Genomic DNA, 21,323 nt, shown 5'->3' on the forward strand with positions numbered 1-21,323 from the left:
CCTCAACTCTTGCTGCATTCGCCAAACTCCAACCACAGCCGGTGCACACCGCCGCTGCCGTTCAGGGAATAAACCCATGTTTCAGAACCGGGCCGAAGCGCTGGCGCTTGCCTTGCCCGCCGCAATTTTCGCGGCGGCGGTCTTTCTTGTGCCGGTCTTCATCCTGCTGTCGGAGGGTTTTCGCACCGCCGATGGCTGGACATTGGCGGCTTACGCCGATTTCTTCACCGATCCGCTGAACCAGACGGTTTTCCTGCGCACACTGAAGCTCGGCGCGCTCGTTACCATCGTCTCGGCGGTGGTGGGTTATGCGGCGGCCTTCGCCATCGTCAACCTGTCGCAGGGCGCGAAGGGGCACGTCGTCAATCTGGTCGTGCTGCCGCTGATGATTTCCCCGGTCGCCCGCACCTATGCCTGGATCGTCATTCTGGGTCGAACCGGCATCGTCAATCAGGCGCTGCAGGCCGTCGGCTTCAGCGACGGGCCGATCCGTATCCTGTTTTCCGAAACGGCCGTCTTCATCGGCCTTCTGCAATTGTTCCTGCCATTGATGATCATCTCGCTCATCAGCGCGCTTGAGAATATGCCGAAGGATACGATTGCGGCTGCCCGCGTTCTCGGCGCAAGCTGGCTGCAGGTGTTCTGGAAGGTTATCCTGCCGCTCACCAAGGAAGGGCTGGTCGTCGGCGGCACGCTGGTCTTCACCGGTTCGCTCACGGCCTATATCACGCCCGCCATTCTCGGCGGCTCCAAGGTGCTGATGCTGGAAACCCTGCTTTATCAGCAGGTGACGGTTTCCAACAATTTCGTCGCCGCCAGCGTCATCGCCTTCATTCTGATCGTCATGAGCTTTGCCGCCAATATCCTGCTGAAGCGCATCGCCACCGCGAGGAACAAGAAATGACCCGGCAGCTCTTCATTCCGCTCACGCTTCTGCTTGTCGTCGGTTTCCTCATCGGGCCGTTCCTCATCATCGTTGCCGCCTCGTTTTCGGCCGGCGATACGCTTGCCTTCCCGCCGCAGGGTTTTTCGCTGAAATGGATCGCCAAGGTCTTCACGGTCGAGAGCTTCCGCGAAAGCTTTGCGATGTCGATGTTCCTCGCCATCGGCGGCACGTTTGCGGCGCTCATCCTCGGCATTCCCGCCTCCTACGCCATGTCGCGCTACAAGCTGCCCTTTAGTGAGACGGTGCGCACCATCGTTTCCGCACCGATCATCGTGCCCGGCATCATCGTCGGTCTCGCGCTGCTGCGTTATTTCGTCGTGCCCTTCGGCATCGGCATCACGCTTGCGTTGTTTCTCGCCCACACCGCGCTCATTCTGCCCTATGCGGTGCGGGTGGTATCGGCCAGCCTCAACAATCTGCGCTCGGATATCGAGGAGGCGGCGGTGCTGCTCGGCTCGTCGCGGGTCGGGGCGTTTTTCCGCGTGGTGCTGCCGAATATTCGCGGCGGCATTCTCTCAGCCTTCATTCTCGGTTTCGTGACGAGCTTCAACCAGGTGCCCGTGTCGCTGTTCCTGTCCGGCCCCGGCGTTCGCACGCTGCCCATCGATATGCTGGGCTACATGGAAATCGTCTTCGATCCTTCCGTTGCAGCCCTTTCTTCGCTGCTCGCCTTCCTTTCCATCGGCATCGTCTTCATGGCCGAACGTTTTCTGGGGTTCTCCCGTTATGTCTGACGCAAATTACCTTTCGCTCAAAAAAGTCTCGCTCGCCTATGGCGGCAATGTCGCCGTCAAGGACCTCGATCTCGATATCCGCAAGGGCGAGCTGCTCGCGCTTCTGGGGCCTTCCGGCTGCGGCAAGACCACGACGATGCGGGCCATTGCCGGGCTGATGCCGGTGGCGGGCGGGCGCATCGATCTCGATGGTGTAGACATTACCCGTGTGGCCGCCAACAAACGCGCCGTCGGGCTGGTGTTCCAGTCCTATGCGCTCTTCCCGCATCTGACGGTCTACGAAAACGTCGCCTTCGGCCTGAAGCTCAAGGGCATGAACGGCAAGGCGCTGGAAGACAAGGTCGCCTCCGGCCTGAAATCGGTGGGCTTGTCCAGCTTCGCCTCGCGAAAGCCTGCGGAGCTTTCCGGCGGCCAGCAGCAGCGCGTGGCGCTGGCGCGCTCCATGGTCATGGAACCGAAGGTGCTCTTGCTCGATGAGCCGCTCTCCAACCTCGATGCCCGCCTCAGGCTTGAAATGCGCACCGAATTGCAGCGCGTGCAGAAGGAAACCGGCGTGACGATGATCTTCGTCACCCATGACCAGATCGAGGCGCTCGCGCTGGCTGACCGCATCGTCGTCATGAAGGGCGGCAAGATTGAGCAGATCGGCACGCCGGAAGACATCTACAACGCGCCGGTTTCGTCCTTCGTGGCGGATTTCGTCGGCTTTGAAAACATCTTCGCGCTGGAAGGCGGCGCGCTCAAAACCGCAAATGGCACAACACCGCTTCCCGGACCAGTCCTTTCAGCATCCGGACTGGCCTGGCGGCCGCGCATGGTCACCCTCGGTTCAGGTCCTTTCCAGGGAACCGTGCGCGGCACCTCCTTTGCCGGCAACAGCCGCGAATATCTGCTCGATACGCCGCTCGGCCCCATCAAGGCGGAAACGGACGCCGCCCTGACCTCCCACGCAATCGGCGATACGCTCGCCTTCGACCTGCCGGTCGAAAAGGCGGCAAGCCTCAAGGTGTTCAACTGATCATGGGTGTGTGGATCGATACCGATATGGGCTTTGACGACATCGCCGCCATCATGGTGGTGCAATCGTCGGGCCTTGCCATTGACGGCATTTCGCTGGTCTTCGGCAACACGACGCTTCTGGCGGTCTGCCGCAACGCTGCAGGCGCCGTCTCAGCCTTCGGCTGGTCGATGCCGATCCATCGGGGCCGCGCCATGCCGGTGCTCGGTGCACTCGAAACCGCGCAATGCATTCTGGGCGATAACGGCATTCCGACCGTCGGCCAAAGCCTGCCGGATGCGCCGGCCGTGCCGAACAGCGATGCCTTTGCCGCGCTCTGCGGCTGGCTGGAGGGGGCCGGCGAGAAGCGCATTCTCGCACTCGGACCGCTCACCAATATTGCCGCCCTGTGCCTTGCCCGGCCCGATCTTGCCGCCAGAATTTCCGATCTCACCTGGATGGGCGGTGGCGTGACCAGCGGCAACCACACGGCCTCGGCCGAATTCAACGCCTTTGCCGATCCGGAAGCGCTGGCGATCGTGCTCTCCCACGGCCTGCCGTTGCGCATGGTCGATCTGGACGCCTGCCGCAAAGTCACCGCCTCGCCGGCCGATGTGCTGCCGATCCGCAATGCCGGCGGCAAGAATGCCGGGCTGATTGCCGATCTGCTGGAAGGTTTCATCGGCATCGCCACCAGCCGTGGCAGAGCCGCTATGGCGCTTTACGATCCCGTGGCCGCCGTCGCCTTTACCTCCGGTCTCATCGGTTGGCGTCATGCGCGGATTGATGTCGAGCTTCAGGCGACGCTGACGCGCGGGCGAACCGTGGTCGAGACGCGCGCTCAGAAAGCGAAAGCCTTCAACGCGCATTTCGCCGAAACGGTGGATGCCGAAGGCGCGAAGACGGCGATTCTCGAGGCGCTGCGCCGGGAGGCCGCCCGATGAGCGCGAACTCTCCGACACGCGAGCCTGCCGATCTCACCGATGATGCGCTGCGCAGCCGCGCGGTCGCCGCCGCACGCGGCGATGCGCCTTTCGATGTCCTCATCACCGGCGGAACACTGGTGGATGTGGTGACGGGAGAGCTTCGCGCCGCCGATATCGGCATCGTCGGCGCTCTGATCGCCAGCGTGCACGAGCGGGCAAGCCGGAGCGACGCTGCACGGATCATCGATGCGGCAGGCGCCTATATCTCACCCGGTCTCATCGACACGCATATGCATATTGAAAGCTCGATGGTTACACCGGCCGTCTATGCGGCGGCCGTGGTCGCCCGTGGCGTTACCACCATCGTCTGGGACCCGCATGAATTCGGCAATGTGCACGGTGTGGAAGGGGTGCGCTGGGCGGCGAAATCCATCGAAAACTTGCCGCTGCGCGCCATTCTGCTTGCACCGTCGTCAGTGCCGTCAGCACCGGGGCTGGAGCGCGGCGGCGCAGATTTCGACGCCGGAATTCTCGCTGATATCCTCTCCTGGCCGCAGGTCGGCGGTGTTGCGGAAATCATGAACATGCGCGGCGTCATCGAGCGCGATCCGCGCATGAGCGGTATCGTGCAGGCCGGGCTTGCCTCGGAAAAGCTGGTCTGCGGCCATGCACGCGGCCTGAAGGGCGCTGATCTCAATGCCTTCATGGCGGCGGGCGTTTCTTCCGATCACGAGCTGGTCTCGGGCGAAGACCTGATGACGAAACTGCGGGCAGGAATGACCATCGAGCTGCGCGGCTCGCACGATCACCTGCTGCCTGAATTCGTGGAAGCTCTGAATACGCTCGGCCACCTGCCGCAGACGGTGACGCTCTGTACCGACGACGTCTTCCCTGACGATCTGCTGCAGGGCGGTGGGCTTGACGATGTGGTGCGCCGTCTTGTCCGTTATGGCCTGAAGCCCGAATGGGCGCTGCGCGCCGCAACGCTCAATGCCGCGCAAAGGCTCGGCCGTGCCGATCTCGGCCTCATCGCCGCCGGCCGTCGCGCCGATATCGTCGTCTTCGAGGATTTGAGCGGTTTTGCCGCCCGCCACGTTCTGGCCGGGGGCAGGGCGGTTGCGGAAGGCGGGCATATGCTCGTCGACGTTCCGGCCTGCGATGCGGCGGCGCTCGAAGGCTCGATGAAACTGCCGCTGCGCGCAGCCGATGATTTCCGGGTTGCCTGCGAAGGCGCGAAGGTGCGCCTCGCCACCATCGACCGCCCGCGCTTCACGCAATGGGGCGAGGCGGAAGCCGAGGTGAAGGATGGTTTCGTCGTTCCGCCCGAAGGTGCGACGATGATTTCCGTCACCCATCGCCACGGCATGGCCGAGCCGATCACCAGAACCGGCTTTCTCACCGGCTGGGGCAACTGGAACGGCGCCTTCGCCACCACCGTCTCGCATGACAGTCACAACCTCACCGTTTTCGGCGGCAATGCCGAGGACATGGCGCTTGCCGCCAATGCGGTGATAAAGGCCGGCGGCGGCATGGCTGTCGCTTCCGAAGGCAAGGTGACCGCACTTCTCCCGTTGCCGCTTTCCGGCCTGGTTTCCGATGCCCCGCTTGAAGACGTGGCAAAGGCTTTCGAAGAATTGCGCGAAGCCGTCGGCAGGGTGGTGGAATGGCAGCCGCCCTATCTCGTCTTCAAGGCCTGCTTCGGCGCCACGCTCGCCTGCAATATCGGCCCGCACCAGACGGATATGGGCATTGCCGATGTGTTGACGGGCAGGGTGATGGAAAGCCCGGTGATTGCCGTTCTCGAATAGCGGCGGCCCCATCTGCGGGCTGCGGTTTATTCGACCCCGGGCACGTCAGGCGTCTGTGTTTCGCGCGCGGCAATGCGCGCCGCCAACACGAAATTCTTCACCACCGGCGATGTCGTTCCGCGCCGATAGGCGAGCGATATGGAAAGCCGCGGCGGCGGGCCGCTGGAGGGTAATAGGACGATGTTCTGCATTTTGACCTGCGCGACGGATTCCGGAAGAAGGGAAACCCCAAGTTCGGCCGCGACCAGCGACAATATCGAGGCGATTTGCGGTGCCGCCGGCCCGAGGCGCGGCGTGAAACCGGCCTCCTGGCATGCTTTTATCGATGCATCGTGAAGGCTGGTGCCGACGTTGCGTGGCGTCAGAATGAAAGGGTCGTCGCGCAATTCCATCAGGTCTATGGCGGTGCCGCGCCGTGCGAGCGGATGGGATGCCGGCAGGGCGACCAGAAGCGGTTCGTCGGTGAGCACTTCCTCGAGCAATGTATCGGGATCGGATTGAGAAGGGCGCAAAAGCGCCACGTCCAGCCGATCTTCGAGCAGGGCCGGCGTCAACGCCAGGGCGGCTGCCTCCATCACCTGAAGTTCCACGTCGGGATATTGGCGTCTATAGGTGCGGATGCAGGCCGGAACCAGAGGGTTGAGCGCCGCCGTGCCGGTAACGCCTATTCTCAGAATGCCGGTTTCGCCGGCCGCCGCCCTGCGTGCGAGCCGGACACCTTCGCCCACCTGATGCGGAATATGGGTCACCGCAGCACGAAAGGCATGGCCCGCCGGTGTCAGTTCCGCGCCATGCGCGAGACGCCGGAAGAGCCGCACGCCGATTTCCTGTTCCAGAACCTTTATCTGCTGGCTGAGCGGCGGCTGCGCGATTCCCAGATGTTCTGCCGCCCGCGTAAAACTGCCTTCATTGGCGATGGCCAGAAAATAGCGGATGTGCCTGAGTTCCATGATATTAGATCCAGATATGATGGGAGCGCCTTCCATATATTAGAATGAAAGACGGAGCTGCGCTATAGCTGGGAGCGAAAAGGACAAACCCGATGCGCCAGCTCAAAAAACAGGATTTCACCCCGCCGATCGTCATGACGGAGGAGCCGCCGGATGTGCTCTGGATACGGCAGGGAAGCCGCCAGTTTCGCCGGGCGAGCTGGGCGCTTTTCCTCGCGGGCTTCGCCAGCTTTTCGCTGATCTATTGCGTGCAGCCGCTGCTACCGGAATTTCCGGCGGAATTCGGCATCAACCCTGCAACCGCATCGCTCGCTTTGTCGCTGACGACGGGAACGCTTGCCTTCGCCATTCTTCTCAGCGGTGCCTTTGCCCAGCTCTTCACCCGTCGAAATCTGATGTTTGTTTCGATGATGCTGGCCGCCATCGCCAATATCATTGCAGCAAGTACGCAAGGCTGGGCATGGCTGCTTGCCGCTCGCGCGCTGGAAGGCTTCGTGCTCGGTGGCGTTCCGGCCGTCGCCATGGCCTATCTTGCCGAGGAGATCGAACCTTCCAGCCTCGGCAAGGCGATGGGGCTTTATGTCGGCGGCACGGCCTTCGGCTCCATGGCGGGACGTGTCGGCATGGGGCTGGTGTCGGCCTATACCTCCTGGCAGGTGGCAATGTATGCGCTGGGGGCGGTCTGCATCCTCGCGGCCATCGGCTTCCTGCTGCTGCTTCCGCCCTCGCGGAATTTCCGGCCGCAGCACATGCCGCTTAAAAATCATCTGAGAATATGGGCGCAACATCTTGGGAACCCGGAACTCCGACGGTTCTATTTCCTCGGCGCGATGCTGACGAGCGTGTTCACCACCGTTTTCAACTATTGCGCCTTTCGCCTCGTCGCGCCGCCTTATGAATTGGGCCGCACGGCCGTTAGCATGATTTTCCTGACCTTTGCCCTGGGTATCGTCGCGTCCTCCTATGGCGGGGCGCTGGTCGACCGGTTCAGTCGGCGGATCATGCTGGTGGTTGCCTTTTCCACCATTCTTGCCGGTATCCTGCTCACATTCGCCTCAAGCATCATCCTCATCGTGGCGGGGATTGCGGCGATAACCATCGGATTTTTCATCGGGCATTCGGCTGCCAGCAGCGGAGTGGGCGCGAATGCGGGTGCCGCCAAAAGCCATGCTTCCGCGCTTTATCTGCTGTTTTATTATTGCGGAGCGAGCATTACCGGCTGGGTCGGCGGCTGGTTCTGGATCCATGCCGGCTGGCCCGGCATCATGGCGATTACCGCCGGCTGCGCGCTTGCCGGAATTTTAGCCAGCCTCGCTCGTCCGGGCGCGCGGCGCGCCTGAGCGGCCATCGCGCCGGCCGGGGCGTCACTCCGCCGCCAGTTCCTGCTCCACCAGCGTTGCCCAGAACGCCACGCCCGACACGATGGCCGCATCGTTGAAGTCGTAGGAGGTGTTGTGGTGCAGCGCGCCATCCACCGCCGGGCCGTTGCCCAGCCAGACATAGCAGCCGGGCGCTTCGCCCGCGAAGAAGGCGAAATCGTCGCCGGCGGTCGAGGGCGGGAAGGCGTTGCGGGTCCTGTTGCCGAAGACGGTTCTTGCGGCGCGCAGCGCCCGTTTCGTCGCATCCGCCTCGTTGATGACGGGTGGAATCCGGCGGATGAATTCGTAATGCGCCTCGATGCCGAACATCGCCGCCGTGCCCTTCGCCAGCCTGCCGATTTCCGCTTCGAGCTGGTCGCGCACGTCAGCCGCATAAGCGCGCGCCGTGCCGCCGATTTCGACGAGATCGGGAATGACGTTGAGCGCCTTCGGGTCGCCCGCCTGCACCGAACAGGCGCTGACCACGGCGGGTTGCAGCGGATCGACGACGCGGCCGACGATGGTTTGCAGCGAGGCGAGGAAGGTGCCCGCCGCCGTCACCGGATCGCGGCCGAGATGCGGCTTGGCGCCGTGGGTGCCGATGCCTTTGAACGTGACGCGCCAGCTGTCGGAAGAGGCGAGCTGCGGGCCTTCCACCACCGCCATTTCGTCGATGCCAAGCCCCGGCATATTATGCAGGCCATAGACCGCATCGCAGGGGAACAGGGTGAAAAGCCCGTCCTCCACCATTTTTTTCGCGCCGCCACGGCCTTCTTCGGCGGGCTGGAAAATGAAATGCACGGTGCCGGAAAAATCGCGGGTCTTTGCAAGGTAACGCGCAGCACCCAGCAGCATGGCGGTGTGGCCGTCATGGCCGCAGGCATGCATCTTGCCGGGAAATTTCGATTTATAGGGCCGGTCTGGCACTTCCGGCATGGCAAGCGCATCCATGTCGGCGCGCAGACCGATGCTGCGGGTGCCGTTGCCCACCTGCAGCGTGGCGACCACGCCGGTGCCGCCGAGACCGCGATGCACCTTCAGCCCGGCACGCTCGAGAAGATCGGCGACGATGGCACTTGTTCTTTCCTCTTCGAAGCCCAGTTCGGGATGCGCGTGCAGGTCGTGGCGAAGCTCCGTCAGGAATGGCAGGTCCTCGCCGATGCGGTCCAGCAGTCTCATGGGCAGCTTGTCCTTGAATATGGGAAAAACCCGCGTCATAGGTGGGTTCATCCGAATGCCTGTTGCTTTTTTCTCTTCTAGAGCATTTCCAGCAAAAGTGTGTAGCGGTTTTGCGTTCGGAAATGCGTAAACCAAAGAGCTACGGTATTTCCGTGTTTCGGAGAAAGACGGAAATACCCTAACGGAAAAAGCCAATGAAATGAACCCGCGGCGTCTCTGGGGTTGCTAAAATGACTAATCTGCCAAACGGGATTGGCGTGGCCGAAAACCGCCATCGACTTGCGCCATCCCGGTTCTGAAAGGAAAAACCGATGCCGTCATCCGCATCGCCTGCCGCCCATTCCCCCGCCGCGCCGCATGAGTTCTGGCAGGAGATCCATCCGCGCCGCAGCTTCGAAACGGCCGGCCCGCATTCCGCCTTCTTTCCGGCGGAGCTGGATGACGGAAGGCAGATATGTCTGCCGATAAGGCCGCTGGCGGATGGCGAACATGCGCTCGCTTCGCTTATCGTCAATCAGGCCTCTTTTGAGGTGCTCGAGGCGCTGGCGGCCGACCTTGCCGCACAGCTTCTTCCCTTCAAGCCCGATATCGTCATCGGCCTGCCGACACTGGGACTGACGCTCGCCGCCGCCGTCGCCCGGCATCTCGGCCATTCCCGTTACGTGCCGCTCGGCACCTCGCGCAAATTCTGGTATCTGGAGGAATTGTCGGTGCCGATGTCCTCCATCACCACAAGGCAGGAAAAACGGCTCTATATCGATCCGCGCATGCTGCCGCTCATCGAGAACCGGCGCGTGGCGCTGGTGGATGACGTGATCTCCAGCGGCAGCTCCATCATAGCGGGTCTTTCGCTTCTCGCCGCCTCCGGCATTCGGCCCGCCGTCATCGGCGCGGCCATGCTGCAATCGGATCGCTGGCGGGAAAAAATCGCGGCTTTCGGGCCGGAGTGGCCGGAGCGGGTGAGGGGTGTTTTTTCAACGCCGCTGCTCACGAAAGCGGAAGGCGGCTGGCGCGCCTGACGAAGCGCAAATTCCGGCAAAAGGCAAGTGGTGATAATTTCACCGCTGCCTAATTTGTGTCTTGCGAAGCTCGAAGAGATCGTCCTAAGATCGCCTCCGACAGACAATAGCGGTCGGCGAACAATGCGCCGGTTTGCTTTCGCGCGGTGTCATTCCGGCGTCTGCCCGCCCCCGTTTTGTTCTTTCCGATGACTGGAATTTCTTCCCATGCACGCAGTGTTCGACGGTCATAATGATGTGCTGCTTCGGTTGTGGCGCAACAGCAAGGCCGGTGCCGATCCGGTGGCCGAATTCAGGAACGGCACACGGGAAGGCCATATAGACGGACCGCGTGCGAGGGCAGGCGGTCTCGGCGGCGGCATCTGCGCGATCTATATTCCCTCCGGCGATCTCATTCTTCAGGAACCGGATGAAAGCGGCCATTACAACACGCCGCTCGCCTCCCCACTGGAGCGCCAGCCTTCGCTCGATATCGCCATGGAAAAGGCGGCGATTGCGCTGAGGCTCGACCGTGCCGGCGCGTGGCGGCTTTGCCGCTCCACGGCCGATATCCGCAAGGCCTTTGCCGAGGATATCTTCGCCGCCGTGCTGCATATGGAAGGCTGCGAGGCGATCGGGGCCGATCTCGACGCGCTGGAGGTGTTTTATGCCGCCGGCCTGCGCTCGCTCGGCCCGGTCTGGAGCCGGCACAATATCTTCGGCCATGGCGTTCCTTTCTCTTATCCCATGTCTCCCGATACGGCGCCCGGTCTCACCGACGCCGGTTTTGCGCTGGTGAAGGAATGCAACAGGCTCGGCATTCTCATCGACCTCGCGCATATCACCGAAAAAGGTTTCTGGGATGTGGCGAAGACCACCAACCAGCCGCTGATCGCCAGCCATTCCAATGCGCATGCGCTTACCCCCGTGGCCCGCAATCTCACCGACAGGCAGATGGATGCCATCAAGGAGAGCGGCGGGCTGGTGGGTCTCAATTACGCTGTGACCATGCTGCGCGCGGATGCGCGCGACATTGCCGATACGCCGCTTTCCGACATGGTGCGCCATATCGATTACATGGTGGAGCGCATGGGCATCGATTGCGTGGCGCTGGGATCGGACTTCGACGGCGCGACGATACCCGTCGGCGTTGCCGATGCGAGCGGCAATCACAATCTGGTTGCGGCGCTGAAATCGGCGGGCTACGGTGATGGAGAACTTGCTAAAATATGCCGGGAAAACTGGCTGCGTGTTTTGTCTGAGGCCTGGCACGAGGCGGCCTGAGAAGAGCTGAAGCGAACCAAATCAAGCTTATAACAAAAGGGGAGATCCTATGATCAAATCGCTCAACAAATCCATGCGTATTCTCAGCACCAGCGCCGCTTTGTCGCTGATGCTGCTGGCGGCGCCCCATGCGTTTGCCGCAACGCCGGCCGATACGCTGGTCGAAGGTTTCGCCATCGACGACATCATCACGCTCGATCCGGGCGAGGCATTCGAACTTTCCGCCGCCGAAGTCACCGGCAATACCTACAGCAAGCTGGTTTCCATCGATCTCAACGACACGTCCAAGGTGATCGGCGATCTGGCCGAAAGCTGGACGACGTCCGACGATGGTCTCACCTATACGTTCAAGCTGAAATCCGGCCTGAAATTCGCGTCGGGCAATCCCGTCACCGCAGACGACGTTGCCTTCTCCTTCGAGCGCGCCGTGAAGCTCGACAAGTCGCCGGCATTCCTGTTAACGCAGTTCGGCCTCAGCGGTGACAATGTCACCGAAAAGGCGAAGGCCGCGGATGCGAACACCTTCGTTCTGACGGTCGACAAGCCCTATGCGCCGAGCTTCGTGCTGAACGTGCTGACCGCAACCGTCGCTTCAGTGGTCGACAAGAAATTCGTGACGGAAAAGGCCAAATCGGTCACGCCGAGCGCCGATTACAAATACGACACGGATTTCGGCAACGAGTTCCTGAAGACCGGTTATGCCGGTTCCGGCCCCTACAAGATCCTCGGCTGGAAGGCCAACGAGGCGGTGATCCTGGAAGCCAACCCGAATTATTACGGCGAGAAGCCGAAGCTGAAGCGTGTGGTCTATCGCCACATGAAGGAAAGCTCCGGTCAGCGTCTGGCGCTTGAGAACGGCGATATCGATGTGGCCCGCAACCTTGAACCGGGCGACATGGAAGCCGTTTCCAAGAAGGAAGGCCTTGCCGTCACCTCCGCGCCGAAGGGCACCGTCTATTATTTCAGCCTCAACCAGAAGAACGAGAACCTGAAGAAGCCCGAAGTCATCGAAGCCTTCAAATATCTCGTGGACTACGACGCCATCGGTGCGACGATCATCAAGGGCATCGGCGAAGTTCACCAGACCTTCCTGCCGAAGGGCCAGCTCGGCGCGCTTGACGAGAACCCCTACAAGCTCGACGTCGCCAAGGCGAAGGAGCTTCTCGCCAAGGCCGGCCTGAAGGACGGCTTTACCGTGTCCATGGATGTGCGCAACACCCAGCCGGTGACCGGCATTGCCGAAAGCGTGCAGCAGACGCTGGCGCAGGCCGGCATCAAGCTGGAAATCATTCCAGGCGACGGCAAGCAGACGCTGACCAAATATCGCGCCCGCACCCATGATATCTACATCGGCCAGTGGGGTTCGGACTATTTCGATCCGAACTCGAATGCGGAAACCTTCACCATCAACTACGACAATTCCGACGAGGGCAAGAACAAGACGCTCGCCTGGCGCAATGCCTGGGACGTTCCTGATCTGACCAAGGAAACCCAGTCGGCGCTTCTGGAGAAGGACAGCGCCAAGCGCGCCGCCATCTATGAGAACCTGCAGAAGGAAGTTCTGGCGAAGGGTCCCTTCGTCATCATTTTCCAGCAGACGGAAGTGGCGGGATATTCCGCCAAGCTGAAGGGCCTGAAGCTCGGACCGAGCTTCGACACCAACTTCGTCTACACCATTTCCAAGGAATGATCCGGAAGGATCGGTCTCTTGAGCATGGTTGAAACCAACAGCAGGGCGAGGCACGGCAAACGCCGTGCCAATGCCCGCGTGAAAGCCGTTCTCGGCTTCGCCGTCACCGTCATCACCACCTTTCTGGGGCTGATGGCGGTCACATTCTTCATTGGCCGCGTCGTGCCGATCGATCCTGCGCTGGCGATCGTCGGCGACCGTGCGCCTGCGCATGTGGTCGAGCGGGTGCGTGAGCAGCTCGGCCTCAACCTGCCGCTCTGGCAGCAGTTCTTCCTTTATCTGAAACAGGCGCTATCGGGCGATTTCGGCACCTCCGTCCTCACCACCAATCCGGTGATGGAGGATATAAAGCGGGTGTTTCCGGCGACGATTGAACTCGCCACGCTCGGCACCATCATCGGCGCCGTCTTCGGCATTCCGCTCGGCGTGCTTGCCGCCGTCAAGCGCGGCAGCTTTGCCGATCAGGTGGTGCGCGTCATCGGCCTCATCGGTTATTCCGTGCCGATCTTCTGGCTCGGCCTCCTGGCGCTGCTGGTGTTTTACGCCCGGCTGCAATGGGTTGCCTATCCCGGCCGCATGGATATCGTTTATGAATTCACCTTCACGCCGGTCACGGGCTTCTTCCTGATCGACGCGATCTGGCAGCGGCAATGGGACGTGTTGTGGGATCTCTTCCGCCACATCATCCTGCCGGCCTGTCTGCTCGGCTATTTTTCGCTGGCCTATATCAGCCGCATGACGCGCTCCTTCATGCTGAACGAGCTTGGCCAGGAATATATCGTCGCGGCCCGTGCCAAGGGGCTTTCGGAAACACGCATCATCTGGTTCCACGCGCTGCGCAACGCCGCCGTGCCGCTGGTGACGGTGATTGCGCTCTCCTATGCCGGTCTCTTGGAAGGTTCGGTGCTGACCGAAACCATCTTCGCCTGGCCGGGGCTCGGCCTCTACATCACCAATTCCCTGCAGAATGCGGATATGAATGCCGTTCTCGGCGGCACGATCGTGATCGGCGCCATCTTCGTCGGCATCAATCTCTTCTCCGATCTGCTTTACCGGACGCTCGATCCAAGGACGCGCAGCCGATGACCCTTTCGACCGATACGATCAAACCCTATAGCCGCGAATGGCTGCTCTCCGACCGGCCGGCCTCGCGCAAGCAGGCGCGGCTTGGCCGCGCCTATGTCATCTGGCGGCGCTTTTCGGAAAACCGTCTGGCGCTGCTTGGGCTGGCCATCATCATCGCGCTGCTGTTCGTGGCGCTGTTTGCCGATGTTCTGGCCCCGCACAACCCGGTGCAGGGCGATCTGCGCAATGCCCGGCTGTTGCCGCCCGGTACGGAAGGTTATCTGCTTGGCACCGACGATCAGGGGCGCGATATTCTCTCGCGCCTCATTCACGGTTCGCGGCTGACGCTGTTCGTGGTTCTGCTGGTCGCCATCATCGCGGCCCCCGTCGGCCTCATCGTCGGCACGGTTTCCGGTTATGCCGGCGGCTGGGTGGATGCGGTGCTGATGCGCATCACCGATATTTTCCTAGCCTTTCCGAAGCTCGTTCTGGCGCTGGCGCTGGTCGCGGCGCTCGGGCCGGGCATTGAAAACGCGGTGCTCGCCATCGCGCTCACCTCATGGCCGCCCTATGCGCGCATCGCACGCGCCGAAACCATGACCTTCCGCAATTCCGATTTCATCGCGGCGGTCAAACTCATGGGTGCGTCGCCCTTCCGCATCGTCCTGAAACACGTTATGCCGCTCTGCCTGTCGTCGCTCATCGTGCGCGTGACGCTGGATATGGCGGGCATCATCCTCACCGCCGCCGGCCTCGGCTTCCTCGGTCTCGGCGCACAGCCGCCGCTGCCGGAATGGGGCGCGATGATCGCTTCCGGCCGCCGCTTCATCCTCGATCAATGGTGGGTCGCGGCCATGCCCGGCGTGGCGATCCTCATCGTCAGCCTCGGTTTCAATCTTCTGGGCGACGGTCTGCGCGATGCGCTCGATCCCAAGGAGGCGGGCCAATGAGCGCGCCGCTTCTGACCGTAGAGAACCTGCGCGTGTCCTTCCCCACCCGCACCGGGCTCGTGGAGGCGGTGCGCGGCGTGTCCTTCACGCTCGGGCGCGAGCGTCTCGGCATCGTCGGCGAATCCGGCTCGGGAAAATCGCAGACAGGCCGCGCCATCATGGGGCTGACGCCGAAAAATGCGCGTATCGAGGCGGATGCGCTGCGCTTCGGCGACATCGATCTGCTCAAGGCGTCTGCAAAAGAGCGGCGGATCATGCGCGGCAAGCGCATGGCCATGATCCTGCAGGACCCGAAATATTCGCTGAACCCGGTCATGACCATCGGCCGCCAGATCATGGAAACCCTGCGCACCCATGAAAAGATCGGCGGCAGCGAGGCGCGCCAGCGCACGCTCGCCATGCTGGAAGCGGTGCAGATCCGCGATCCCGAACGTGTCTTCGATCTTTACCCGCACGAGGTTTCTGGCGGCATGGGCCAGCGTGTCATGATCGCCATGATGCTGGTCTGCGGCCCGGAGCTGCTGATCGCCGATGAGCCGACTTCGGCGCTCGACGTGACCGTTCAGCTCGAAGTGCTCGACATTCTCGACAAGCTGGTGCGGGATCGCGGCATGGGGCTGATCTTCGTCAGCCACGATCTGCGGCTGGTATCGTCTTTCTGCGACCGTGTTCTCGTCATGTATGCCGGCAAGGTGGTGGAAGAGCTTGCTTCCGCCAATCTGAAAGAGGCAAAGCACCCCTATACGCAGGGCCTGCTGAACTGCCTGCCGGAAATCGGCGGCCACCGGCATCCGCTGCCGGTTCTGGAACGCAAGCCGGAGTGGCGCGCATGAGTTCAGTTCTTTCCGTTCGCGACATGGTGGTCGATTTCGACGGTTACATCGCGCTCGACAGCGTCAGCATCGATGTGGCCGAGGGTGAATCTTTCGGCATTGTCGGCGAATCCGGTTCCGGCAAATCGACACTGCTGCGCGCCATTGCCGGCCTCAACCATTTTGATGAAGGCTCCTTGATGGTCGCCGGGCGCTCCTATTCCGGCAAGCACCGCGACAAGAGCTTTTATAGCGATGTGCAGATGGTGTTTCAGGACCCCTATGGCTCGCTTCACCCGCGCCAGACGGTGGATGCGCTGCTGCTCGAACCGCTGGTCATTCATGGTCTCGGCAATCGCGAGCAGCGCATTGCCCGGGCATTGGATGAGGTCGGCCTCGGCACCGGCTTCCGCTTCCGGTATTCGCACCAGCTTTCCGGCGGCCAGCGCCAGCGCATCGCCATTGCGCGTGCGCTGATCGTCGAGCCGAAAATCCTGCTGCTGGATGAGCCGACTTCGGCCCTCGACGCTTCCATTCAGGCGGAAATCCTCAACCTGCTGGAACAGGCCCGCAAGGATCGTAACCTGACCTTCGTCATGGTCAGCCACGATCTCGGTGTCATCAGCCACATGTGCGATCGCCTTGCGGTGATGAAAAGCGGCAAGGTGGTGGAAATGCTGGAAGCCGAGGCGCTGGAAAGCCGCGAATTCAGTGCGGATTATACAAGGCAGCTGCTGGTGGCGAGCGAGGGCTTCAAGCGCGCTTGAGGTGCCGCTATAGTCGGGTCAAATGACATCTTCCGTCATTCCGGCCTTGAGCCGGAATCCAGCGACCGCGCGTCTGCGCGGTCAGAGACTCTATTGCGATCAAGGACTTGATCGCGCTGGATGCCGGGTCAAGCCCAGCATGACGGACGGTGTCGGCCAAAACAAGGTATCCAGACCATGCAACTGCGCGCATTGATGTATTTCGACGAACTGGTTCGCACCAATTCCATGCGCGCCGCGGCGGAAAACCTGAATGTCGCGCCGACGGCGGTGAGCCGGCAGATCGAAAATCTCGAATATTATTTCGGTTCGCCGCTGGTGGAGCGCTCCAGCCGGGGTGTGAAACTGACCGCTGCGGGAGAGCTGCTCGCCGCCCGCGCCGGCAAGACGCTCCGGGAACTCGACCATGTGCACCAGCTGATCGACGATCTGAAAGGCCTGCAGCGCGGCCGCGTCACGGTCTATGCCAATGGCGCGACGGTGGCCAATCTTCTGGCGCCGGTGCTGGCGCAGTTCAGCCTGAAATATCCGAAGCTGCGCTTCGAGGTGCATATTACCAGCGCCCGGCAGGCAATGGAGGCGCTGGGTGCTGCGGAAGCCGATCTGGTCGTCAGCCTGTTCGCGCCGAAGCTTTCCGGCGTAAAAGTGCGCTCGCGCACCCGCATCAGCTACGATGCGATCTTCCCGGCCGGCCATGCGCTCGCTGCCCAGCCGGAAGTCTCGCTCAAAGAGCTGGCCAGCCTGCCGCTTGCTTTGCCGGATAAAAGTTTCGCGGCGCGTCAGGCCTTCGACACGCTGTTTGCCGATGCGGGCATCGAGCTTGATCCTGTTTTCATCACCAGCTCTTTGGAAATGCTGAAGGAGCTGGTGCTGGGCCACGCCGCCGCCACGCTGTTGCCGGCGCTTTCGGTGGCGCGGGAAATCCGCAGCGGCCAGATGGTCGCCGTTCCGTTGGCCGGGAAAAAAGGCATCCATACCCAGATCGATCTCTGCGTTGCGCCCGACCGGCAATTGTCCTTCGCCGCCTCCAAGCTCGCCGATTTCATTGAGCGCTTCATGCGCGAGGCGACGGCGGGATAAGCGAGATGGCCGGCAATCTGCCCGAAAGGTTGATTTCCATCTGCATTTCCGTGTAGCCATTTCAGCTACACGGAGCACACAAAAATCGAGATTGTGTGTGCGCCTGCAACATGACACTCTTTTTGCAACGGGCGGTCTTCCGAGGGCAAAAATGCCCCGGCCGCCAGACAGGGGACAATGATGCCACGCACTTATCTTTCGCAGGCGGCAACGCTTTCGCGCCGTACCGCGCTGACCCTTGCATTGGGCACGGCGCTCTGGCTGCCGCTTTCGGCAAAGGTTGCCGAAGCCGCGCCGAAAACCGCGCTGACGCTTGGCATGGCCGTCGAGCCGGCCGGCCTCGATCCGACCATTGCCGCCCCCGTCGCCATCGGCCAGGTCACCTGGCAGAATGTCTTCGAAGGTCTGGTGAAGATCGACCGCGAAGGCAAGGTAAAGCCGCAGCTTGCCGAAAGCTGGGAAATTTCCCCTGATGGCAAAACCTATACGTTCAAGCTGCGCAAGGGCGTGACCTTCCATGATGGCGAGACCTTCGATTCCTCTGTCGCGAAATTTTCGCTGGATCGGGCGCGTGGCGAAAGCTCGGTCAATCCGCAGAAACGCTTCTTCGCCGCCATCGACAGTATAGAGACGCCGGATGCCGCAACGCTGGTGCTGAAGCTGAAGCAGCCGGCCGGCAGCCTCCTCTACTGGCTCGGCTGGCCGGCCTCCGTGATGGTGGCGCCGAAAAGCGCCGAGAATAACCGCACCACTCCTGTCGGTACCGGCCCGTTCAAATTCGTGGCCTGGGCCAAGGGCGACAAGGTCGAGTTGCAGAAGAACGACGCCTATTGGGACAAGGCCGTGGCGGTAAAGCTGGAGAAGGCGACCTTCCGTTTCGTCTCCGACCCGCAGGCGCAGGCCGCCGCACTGAAATCCGGCGATATCGATGCCTTCCCGGAATTCGGCGCACCGGAACTGATGACCTCCTTCGATGGCGACGCGCGCCTCGGCACCTTCGTCGGCAATACCGAGCTGAAGGTCGTGGCCGGCATGAACAATGCCCGCAAGCCTTTTGACGACAAGCGCGTGCGCCAGGCGCTGATGATGGCGGTTGATCGCGGTACTGTCATTGAAGGCGCCTGGTCCGGCTTCGGCACGGCCATCGGCAGCCATTACACCCCGAATGACCGCGGCTATATCGATACGACCGGGGTACATCCTTACGATATCGACAAGGCCAAGGCGCTGCTCGCGGAAGCCGGCTATCCGGATGGTTTCAGCTTCACCATCAAGGCGCCGCAGATGGCCTATGCCCAGCGCACCTCGCAAATCCTGCAGGCGATGTTTGCCGAACTCGGCGTGACCATGACCATCGAGACCACCGAGTTTCCGGCGAAGTGGGTTGCTGATGTTCTCAAAGGCGCGGATTACGACATGACCATCGTTGCCCATGCGGAGCCGATGGATATCGATATCTATGCGCGCGATCCCTATTATTTCAATTACAAGAACCCGACCTTCAATGAGGTCGTGGCGAATGTCGAAAAGACGGCGGATGCCGGCGAGCAGGAAAAGCTCTATGGCGCAGCCCAGAAAATCCTCGCCGAGGACGTGCCGGCTCTCTTCCTTTTCGTCATGCCGAAACTCGGTGTCTGGGACAAGAAGGTGAAGGGGCTGTGGGAAAACGAGCCCATTCCCTCGAATGTGCTGACGGATGTGCATTGGGAAGAATAGGGTTTGTTGTGAGGGGTAGGGCGCAGTTTCCCCATCCACCTCATTCCTGTGCTTGTCACAGGAATCCAGCCAGCCGAAGTCCTTGGGCTGAAAGGAGTCTCTCCGCCGCGCGGACGCGCGTCGGCTGGATCCCTGTGACATCCTCGGGCATGTTCCGGGGAACAGGGATGAGGGAAGAGTGTGCGGGATGACAACAAATCTCTCCACGATATCCGACTGCGAAACAAAGCAAGGAGAAGATGCCAGATGTTAGCCGTCCTCATCCGGCGTCTTTTAAGCCTCGTCATCACGCTGTTTGCCGTTTCTCTCATCATCTATGTCGTCATGGGCCTGCTGCCGGGTGATCCTGCCGCCATCATGCTCGGAACCTCGGCGAGCCCCGATACGCTCGCCGCGCTGCAGAAGCAGATGGGCCTCGATCAACCGCTGCCGCTGCGTTATCTCCACTGGCTCGCCGGCGTGTTTCATGGCGATCTCGGGCAATCCTATACCTATGGCGTGCCGGTGGCGGGGCTGATCCTGGAGCGGCTGGCCGTTACCCTGCCGCTTGCGCTGCTGGCCGTTTGCCTTTCGGTGGCCATTGCCATTCCGCTCGGCGTGGCGGCGGCGAGGAGCCGCAACGGGGCGCTGGATTTTGCGGCCGGGCTGTTTTCGCATGTGGGCATCGCCGTGCCCGGTTTCTGGGTCGGGCTGCTGCTCATCATCGTCTTTTCCACCACGCTCGGCTGGATGCCGGCCGGCGGTTTTCCCGGCTGGACGCCGAATTTTTCAGCGGGTCTTACGGCGCTTATCCTCCCGGCGGTCGCGCTGGCGCTGTCGCAGGCCGGCGTTCTCACCCGCGTCTGCCGCTCCGCCGTGCTTGAAGTGATGAATGAGGATTTCGTGCGCACCGCGCGCGCCAAGGGCCTGAGCGAGCGGGTGGCGCTGTGGCGGCATGCGGTGCCGAATGCGATGATCCCTGTCGTCACCATGATCGGCCTGCAATTCACCTTTCTCATTGCCGGCGCGGTGCTGGTGGAAAATGTCTTCAACCTGCCGGGTCTCGGGCGGCTTGCCTATCAGGCGCTGACCCAGCGCGATATCGTCGTCATGCAATCCGTCGTGCTGTTTTTCTCGGCGCTGGTGATCGTCATGAATTTCGTGGTCGATATCGCCTATCTCTTCATCGATCCGAGACTGCGGGCAGGTGCGCGATGATGCGATTGATCCGCCGCCGCCCCGCCTTTGCCGTCGGCATCGCCGTCACGGTCTTTCTGGTCGCAGTCGCCCTGCTGTCGCTGGTCTGGACGCCCGTGTCCCCCACCAAGATGCAGATCGTCCAGAAGCTGAAATCGCCGTTCGTTTATGGCGGCCTCGGCACGGATCATTTCGGCCGCGACGTGTTGTCCATGCTGATGGCCGGTGCGTGGAACTCGCTGTCCACCTCCATCGCCGCCGTCGCCATCGGCGCATTTATCGGCACGACCATCGGCGTGGCGGTTGCGGCGCTGCGCGGTTTCACCGAAACCGTGGTCATGCGCATCTGCGACATCATCTTCGCCGTGCCGCCCATCCTGTCGGCGATGATGCTCGGTGCCTTCATCGGCACGGGCCGTTTTACCGCCATCATCGCCATCGCCACCTTTATGGTGCCGGTCTTTGCCCGGCTGACGCTGGGGGCGGCGTTGCAGATATGGTCGCGGGAATATGTCACCGCCGCCACCAGCATCGGCCAGAACCGTGCCAAGATCACGCTTTTCCATATCGTGCCGAATATATCCAACCAGATCATCGTGCAGGTGACGATCCAGCTCGGTCTTGCGATATTGACGGAAGCAGGCCTTTCTTTCCTCGGTCTCGGCATGCCGCCGCCCGCCGCCACCTGGGGGCGGATGCTGGCCGATGCGCAGACCTATCTTGGCACCGCACCCTGGCTCGCCATCATGCCCGGCCTTGCGATCGCGCTCGCCGTCTTCGGCCTCAATCTTCTGGGCGACGGCCTGCGCGACCTGCTGGACCCGCGCGATACCAGCTGACCGTTCCAAAAAGCTGTCGCCCTTATTTCCTGTTTTCTGACGAGACGA

At 61.9% G+C, this 21,323-nt stretch carries 19 protein-coding genes; 17 read left to right on the top strand and 2 right to left on the bottom strand.

Annotated elements, in window-relative coordinates:
• The first annotated feature begins 76 nt into the window (after positions 1-76).
• Genes L904_RS16400 through L904_RS16420 form a run of 5 tightly spaced genes read left to right on the top strand, consistent with a single transcriptional unit; the run spans position 77 to position 5,411 of the window.
• Entirely contained in the window at positions 77-904 is an 828-nt protein-coding gene (locus L904_RS16400) for an ABC transporter permease (RefSeq protein WP_020812117.1), read from the top strand.
• Positions 901-1,680, top strand: coding sequence for an ABC transporter permease (locus tag L904_RS16405; RefSeq protein WP_003520907.1), 780 nt, complete (start codon positions 901-903; stop codon positions 1,678-1,680). The genes L904_RS16400 and L904_RS16405 overlap by 4 nt, the downstream gene beginning before the upstream one ends.
• Positions 1,673-2,698, top strand: coding sequence for an ABC transporter ATP-binding protein (locus tag L904_RS16410; protein ID WP_035263349.1), 1,026 nt, complete (start codon positions 1,673-1,675; stop codon positions 2,696-2,698). The genes L904_RS16405 and L904_RS16410 overlap by 8 nt, the downstream gene beginning before the upstream one ends.
• 2 nt (positions 2,699-2,700) lie before the next feature.
• Positions 2,701-3,621 (top strand): nucleoside hydrolase, encoded by a 921-nt coding sequence (locus L904_RS16415; RefSeq protein ID WP_020810832.1) that lies wholly within the window; start codon positions 2,701-2,703, stop codon positions 3,619-3,621.
• The gene (locus tag L904_RS16420) at positions 3,618-5,411 is read left to right on the top strand and encodes an adenine deaminase (protein WP_020810833.1); all 1,794 of its coding nucleotides are present in this window, start codon (positions 3,618-3,620) and stop codon (positions 5,409-5,411) included. The genes L904_RS16415 and L904_RS16420 overlap by 4 nt, the downstream gene beginning before the upstream one ends.
• A 26-nt stretch (positions 5,412-5,437) precedes the next feature.
• On the opposite strand, the gene L904_RS16425 is transcribed toward L904_RS16420, so the two are convergent.
• Entirely contained in the window at positions 5,438-6,361 is a 924-nt protein-coding gene (locus L904_RS16425; RefSeq protein ID WP_020810834.1) for a LysR family transcriptional regulator, read from the bottom strand.
• Positions 6,362-6,453: 92 nt separating this feature from the next.
• On the opposite strand from L904_RS16425, the gene L904_RS16430 reads away from it, so the two are divergent.
• Complete coding sequence (locus L904_RS16430) at positions 6,454-7,701, top strand: MFS transporter (RefSeq protein ID WP_003520902.1); 1,248 nt, start codon at positions 6,454-6,456, stop codon at positions 7,699-7,701.
• 24 nt (positions 7,702-7,725) lie between these two features.
• Here L904_RS16430 and L904_RS16435 read toward each other — a convergent pair whose 3' ends face one another.
• Positions 7,726-8,898, bottom strand: a complete 1,173-nt coding sequence (locus L904_RS16435; RefSeq protein ID WP_031234004.1) for a M20 aminoacylase family protein — start codon at positions 8,896-8,898, stop codon at positions 7,726-7,728.
• Between the two features lie 311 nt (positions 8,899-9,209).
• On the opposite strand from L904_RS16435, the gene L904_RS16440 reads away from it, so the two are divergent.
• From L904_RS16440 to L904_RS16490, 11 genes are all read left to right on the top strand, one after another.
• Complete coding sequence (locus tag L904_RS16440) at positions 9,210-9,917, top strand: phosphoribosyltransferase (protein ID WP_020810836.1); 708 nt, start codon at positions 9,210-9,212, stop codon at positions 9,915-9,917.
• 207 nt (positions 9,918-10,124) lie between these two features.
• Positions 10,125-11,180: a dipeptidase gene (locus L904_RS16445; RefSeq protein WP_035263351.1), complete on the top strand. Its 1,056-nt coding sequence runs from the start codon at positions 10,125-10,127 to the stop codon at positions 11,178-11,180.
• 49 nt (positions 11,181-11,229) lie between these two features.
• Entirely contained in the window at positions 11,230-12,870 is a 1,641-nt protein-coding gene (locus L904_RS16450) for an ABC transporter substrate-binding protein (protein WP_020813227.1), read from the top strand.
• A gap of 18 nt (positions 12,871-12,888) precedes the next feature.
• Positions 12,889-13,956 carry an ABC transporter permease gene (locus tag L904_RS16455; RefSeq protein WP_020813226.1) on the top strand — a complete coding sequence of 356 codons (1,068 nt, stop codon included), beginning with the start codon at positions 12,889-12,891 and terminating at the stop codon, positions 13,954-13,956.
• Complete coding sequence (locus L904_RS16460) at positions 13,953-14,885, top strand: ABC transporter permease (RefSeq protein ID WP_003523147.1); 933 nt, start codon at positions 13,953-13,955, stop codon at positions 14,883-14,885. Before L904_RS16455 ends, L904_RS16460 begins: the two co-directional genes overlap by 4 nt.
• Positions 14,882-15,718: an ABC transporter ATP-binding protein gene (locus tag L904_RS16465; protein WP_020813225.1), complete on the top strand. Its 837-nt coding sequence runs from the start codon at positions 14,882-14,884 to the stop codon at positions 15,716-15,718. The genes L904_RS16460 and L904_RS16465 overlap by 4 nt, the downstream gene beginning before the upstream one ends.
• Positions 15,715-16,464, top strand: coding sequence for an ABC transporter ATP-binding protein (locus tag L904_RS16470; RefSeq protein ID WP_031234518.1), 750 nt, complete (start codon positions 15,715-15,717; stop codon positions 16,462-16,464). Before L904_RS16465 ends, L904_RS16470 begins: the two co-directional genes overlap by 4 nt.
• Positions 16,465-16,641: 177 nt before the next feature.
• Positions 16,642-17,544: a LysR family transcriptional regulator gene (locus tag L904_RS16475; protein WP_020813223.1), complete on the top strand. Its 903-nt coding sequence runs from the start codon at positions 16,642-16,644 to the stop codon at positions 17,542-17,544.
• 180 nt (positions 17,545-17,724) lie between these two features.
• A complete protein-coding gene (locus L904_RS16480; protein WP_031234517.1) occupies positions 17,725-19,260 on the top strand; it encodes an ABC transporter substrate-binding protein in 1,536 nt (511 codons plus the stop codon).
• 246 nt (positions 19,261-19,506) lie between these two features.
• A complete protein-coding gene (locus L904_RS16485; RefSeq protein WP_020813221.1) occupies positions 19,507-20,457 on the top strand; it encodes an ABC transporter permease in 951 nt (316 codons plus the stop codon).
• The gene (locus tag L904_RS16490; RefSeq protein ID WP_003499034.1) at positions 20,454-21,275 is read left to right on the top strand and encodes an ABC transporter permease; all 822 of its coding nucleotides are present in this window, start codon (positions 20,454-20,456) and stop codon (positions 21,273-21,275) included. Before L904_RS16485 ends, L904_RS16490 begins: the two co-directional genes overlap by 4 nt.
• The last annotated feature ends 48 nt before the right edge of the window (positions 21,276-21,323 follow it).

The sequence above is a fragment of the Agrobacterium sp. LY4 genome (genome assembly GCF_001526585.1).
Taxonomy (GTDB): domain Bacteria; phylum Pseudomonadota; class Alphaproteobacteria; order Rhizobiales; family Rhizobiaceae; genus Agrobacterium; species Agrobacterium leguminum.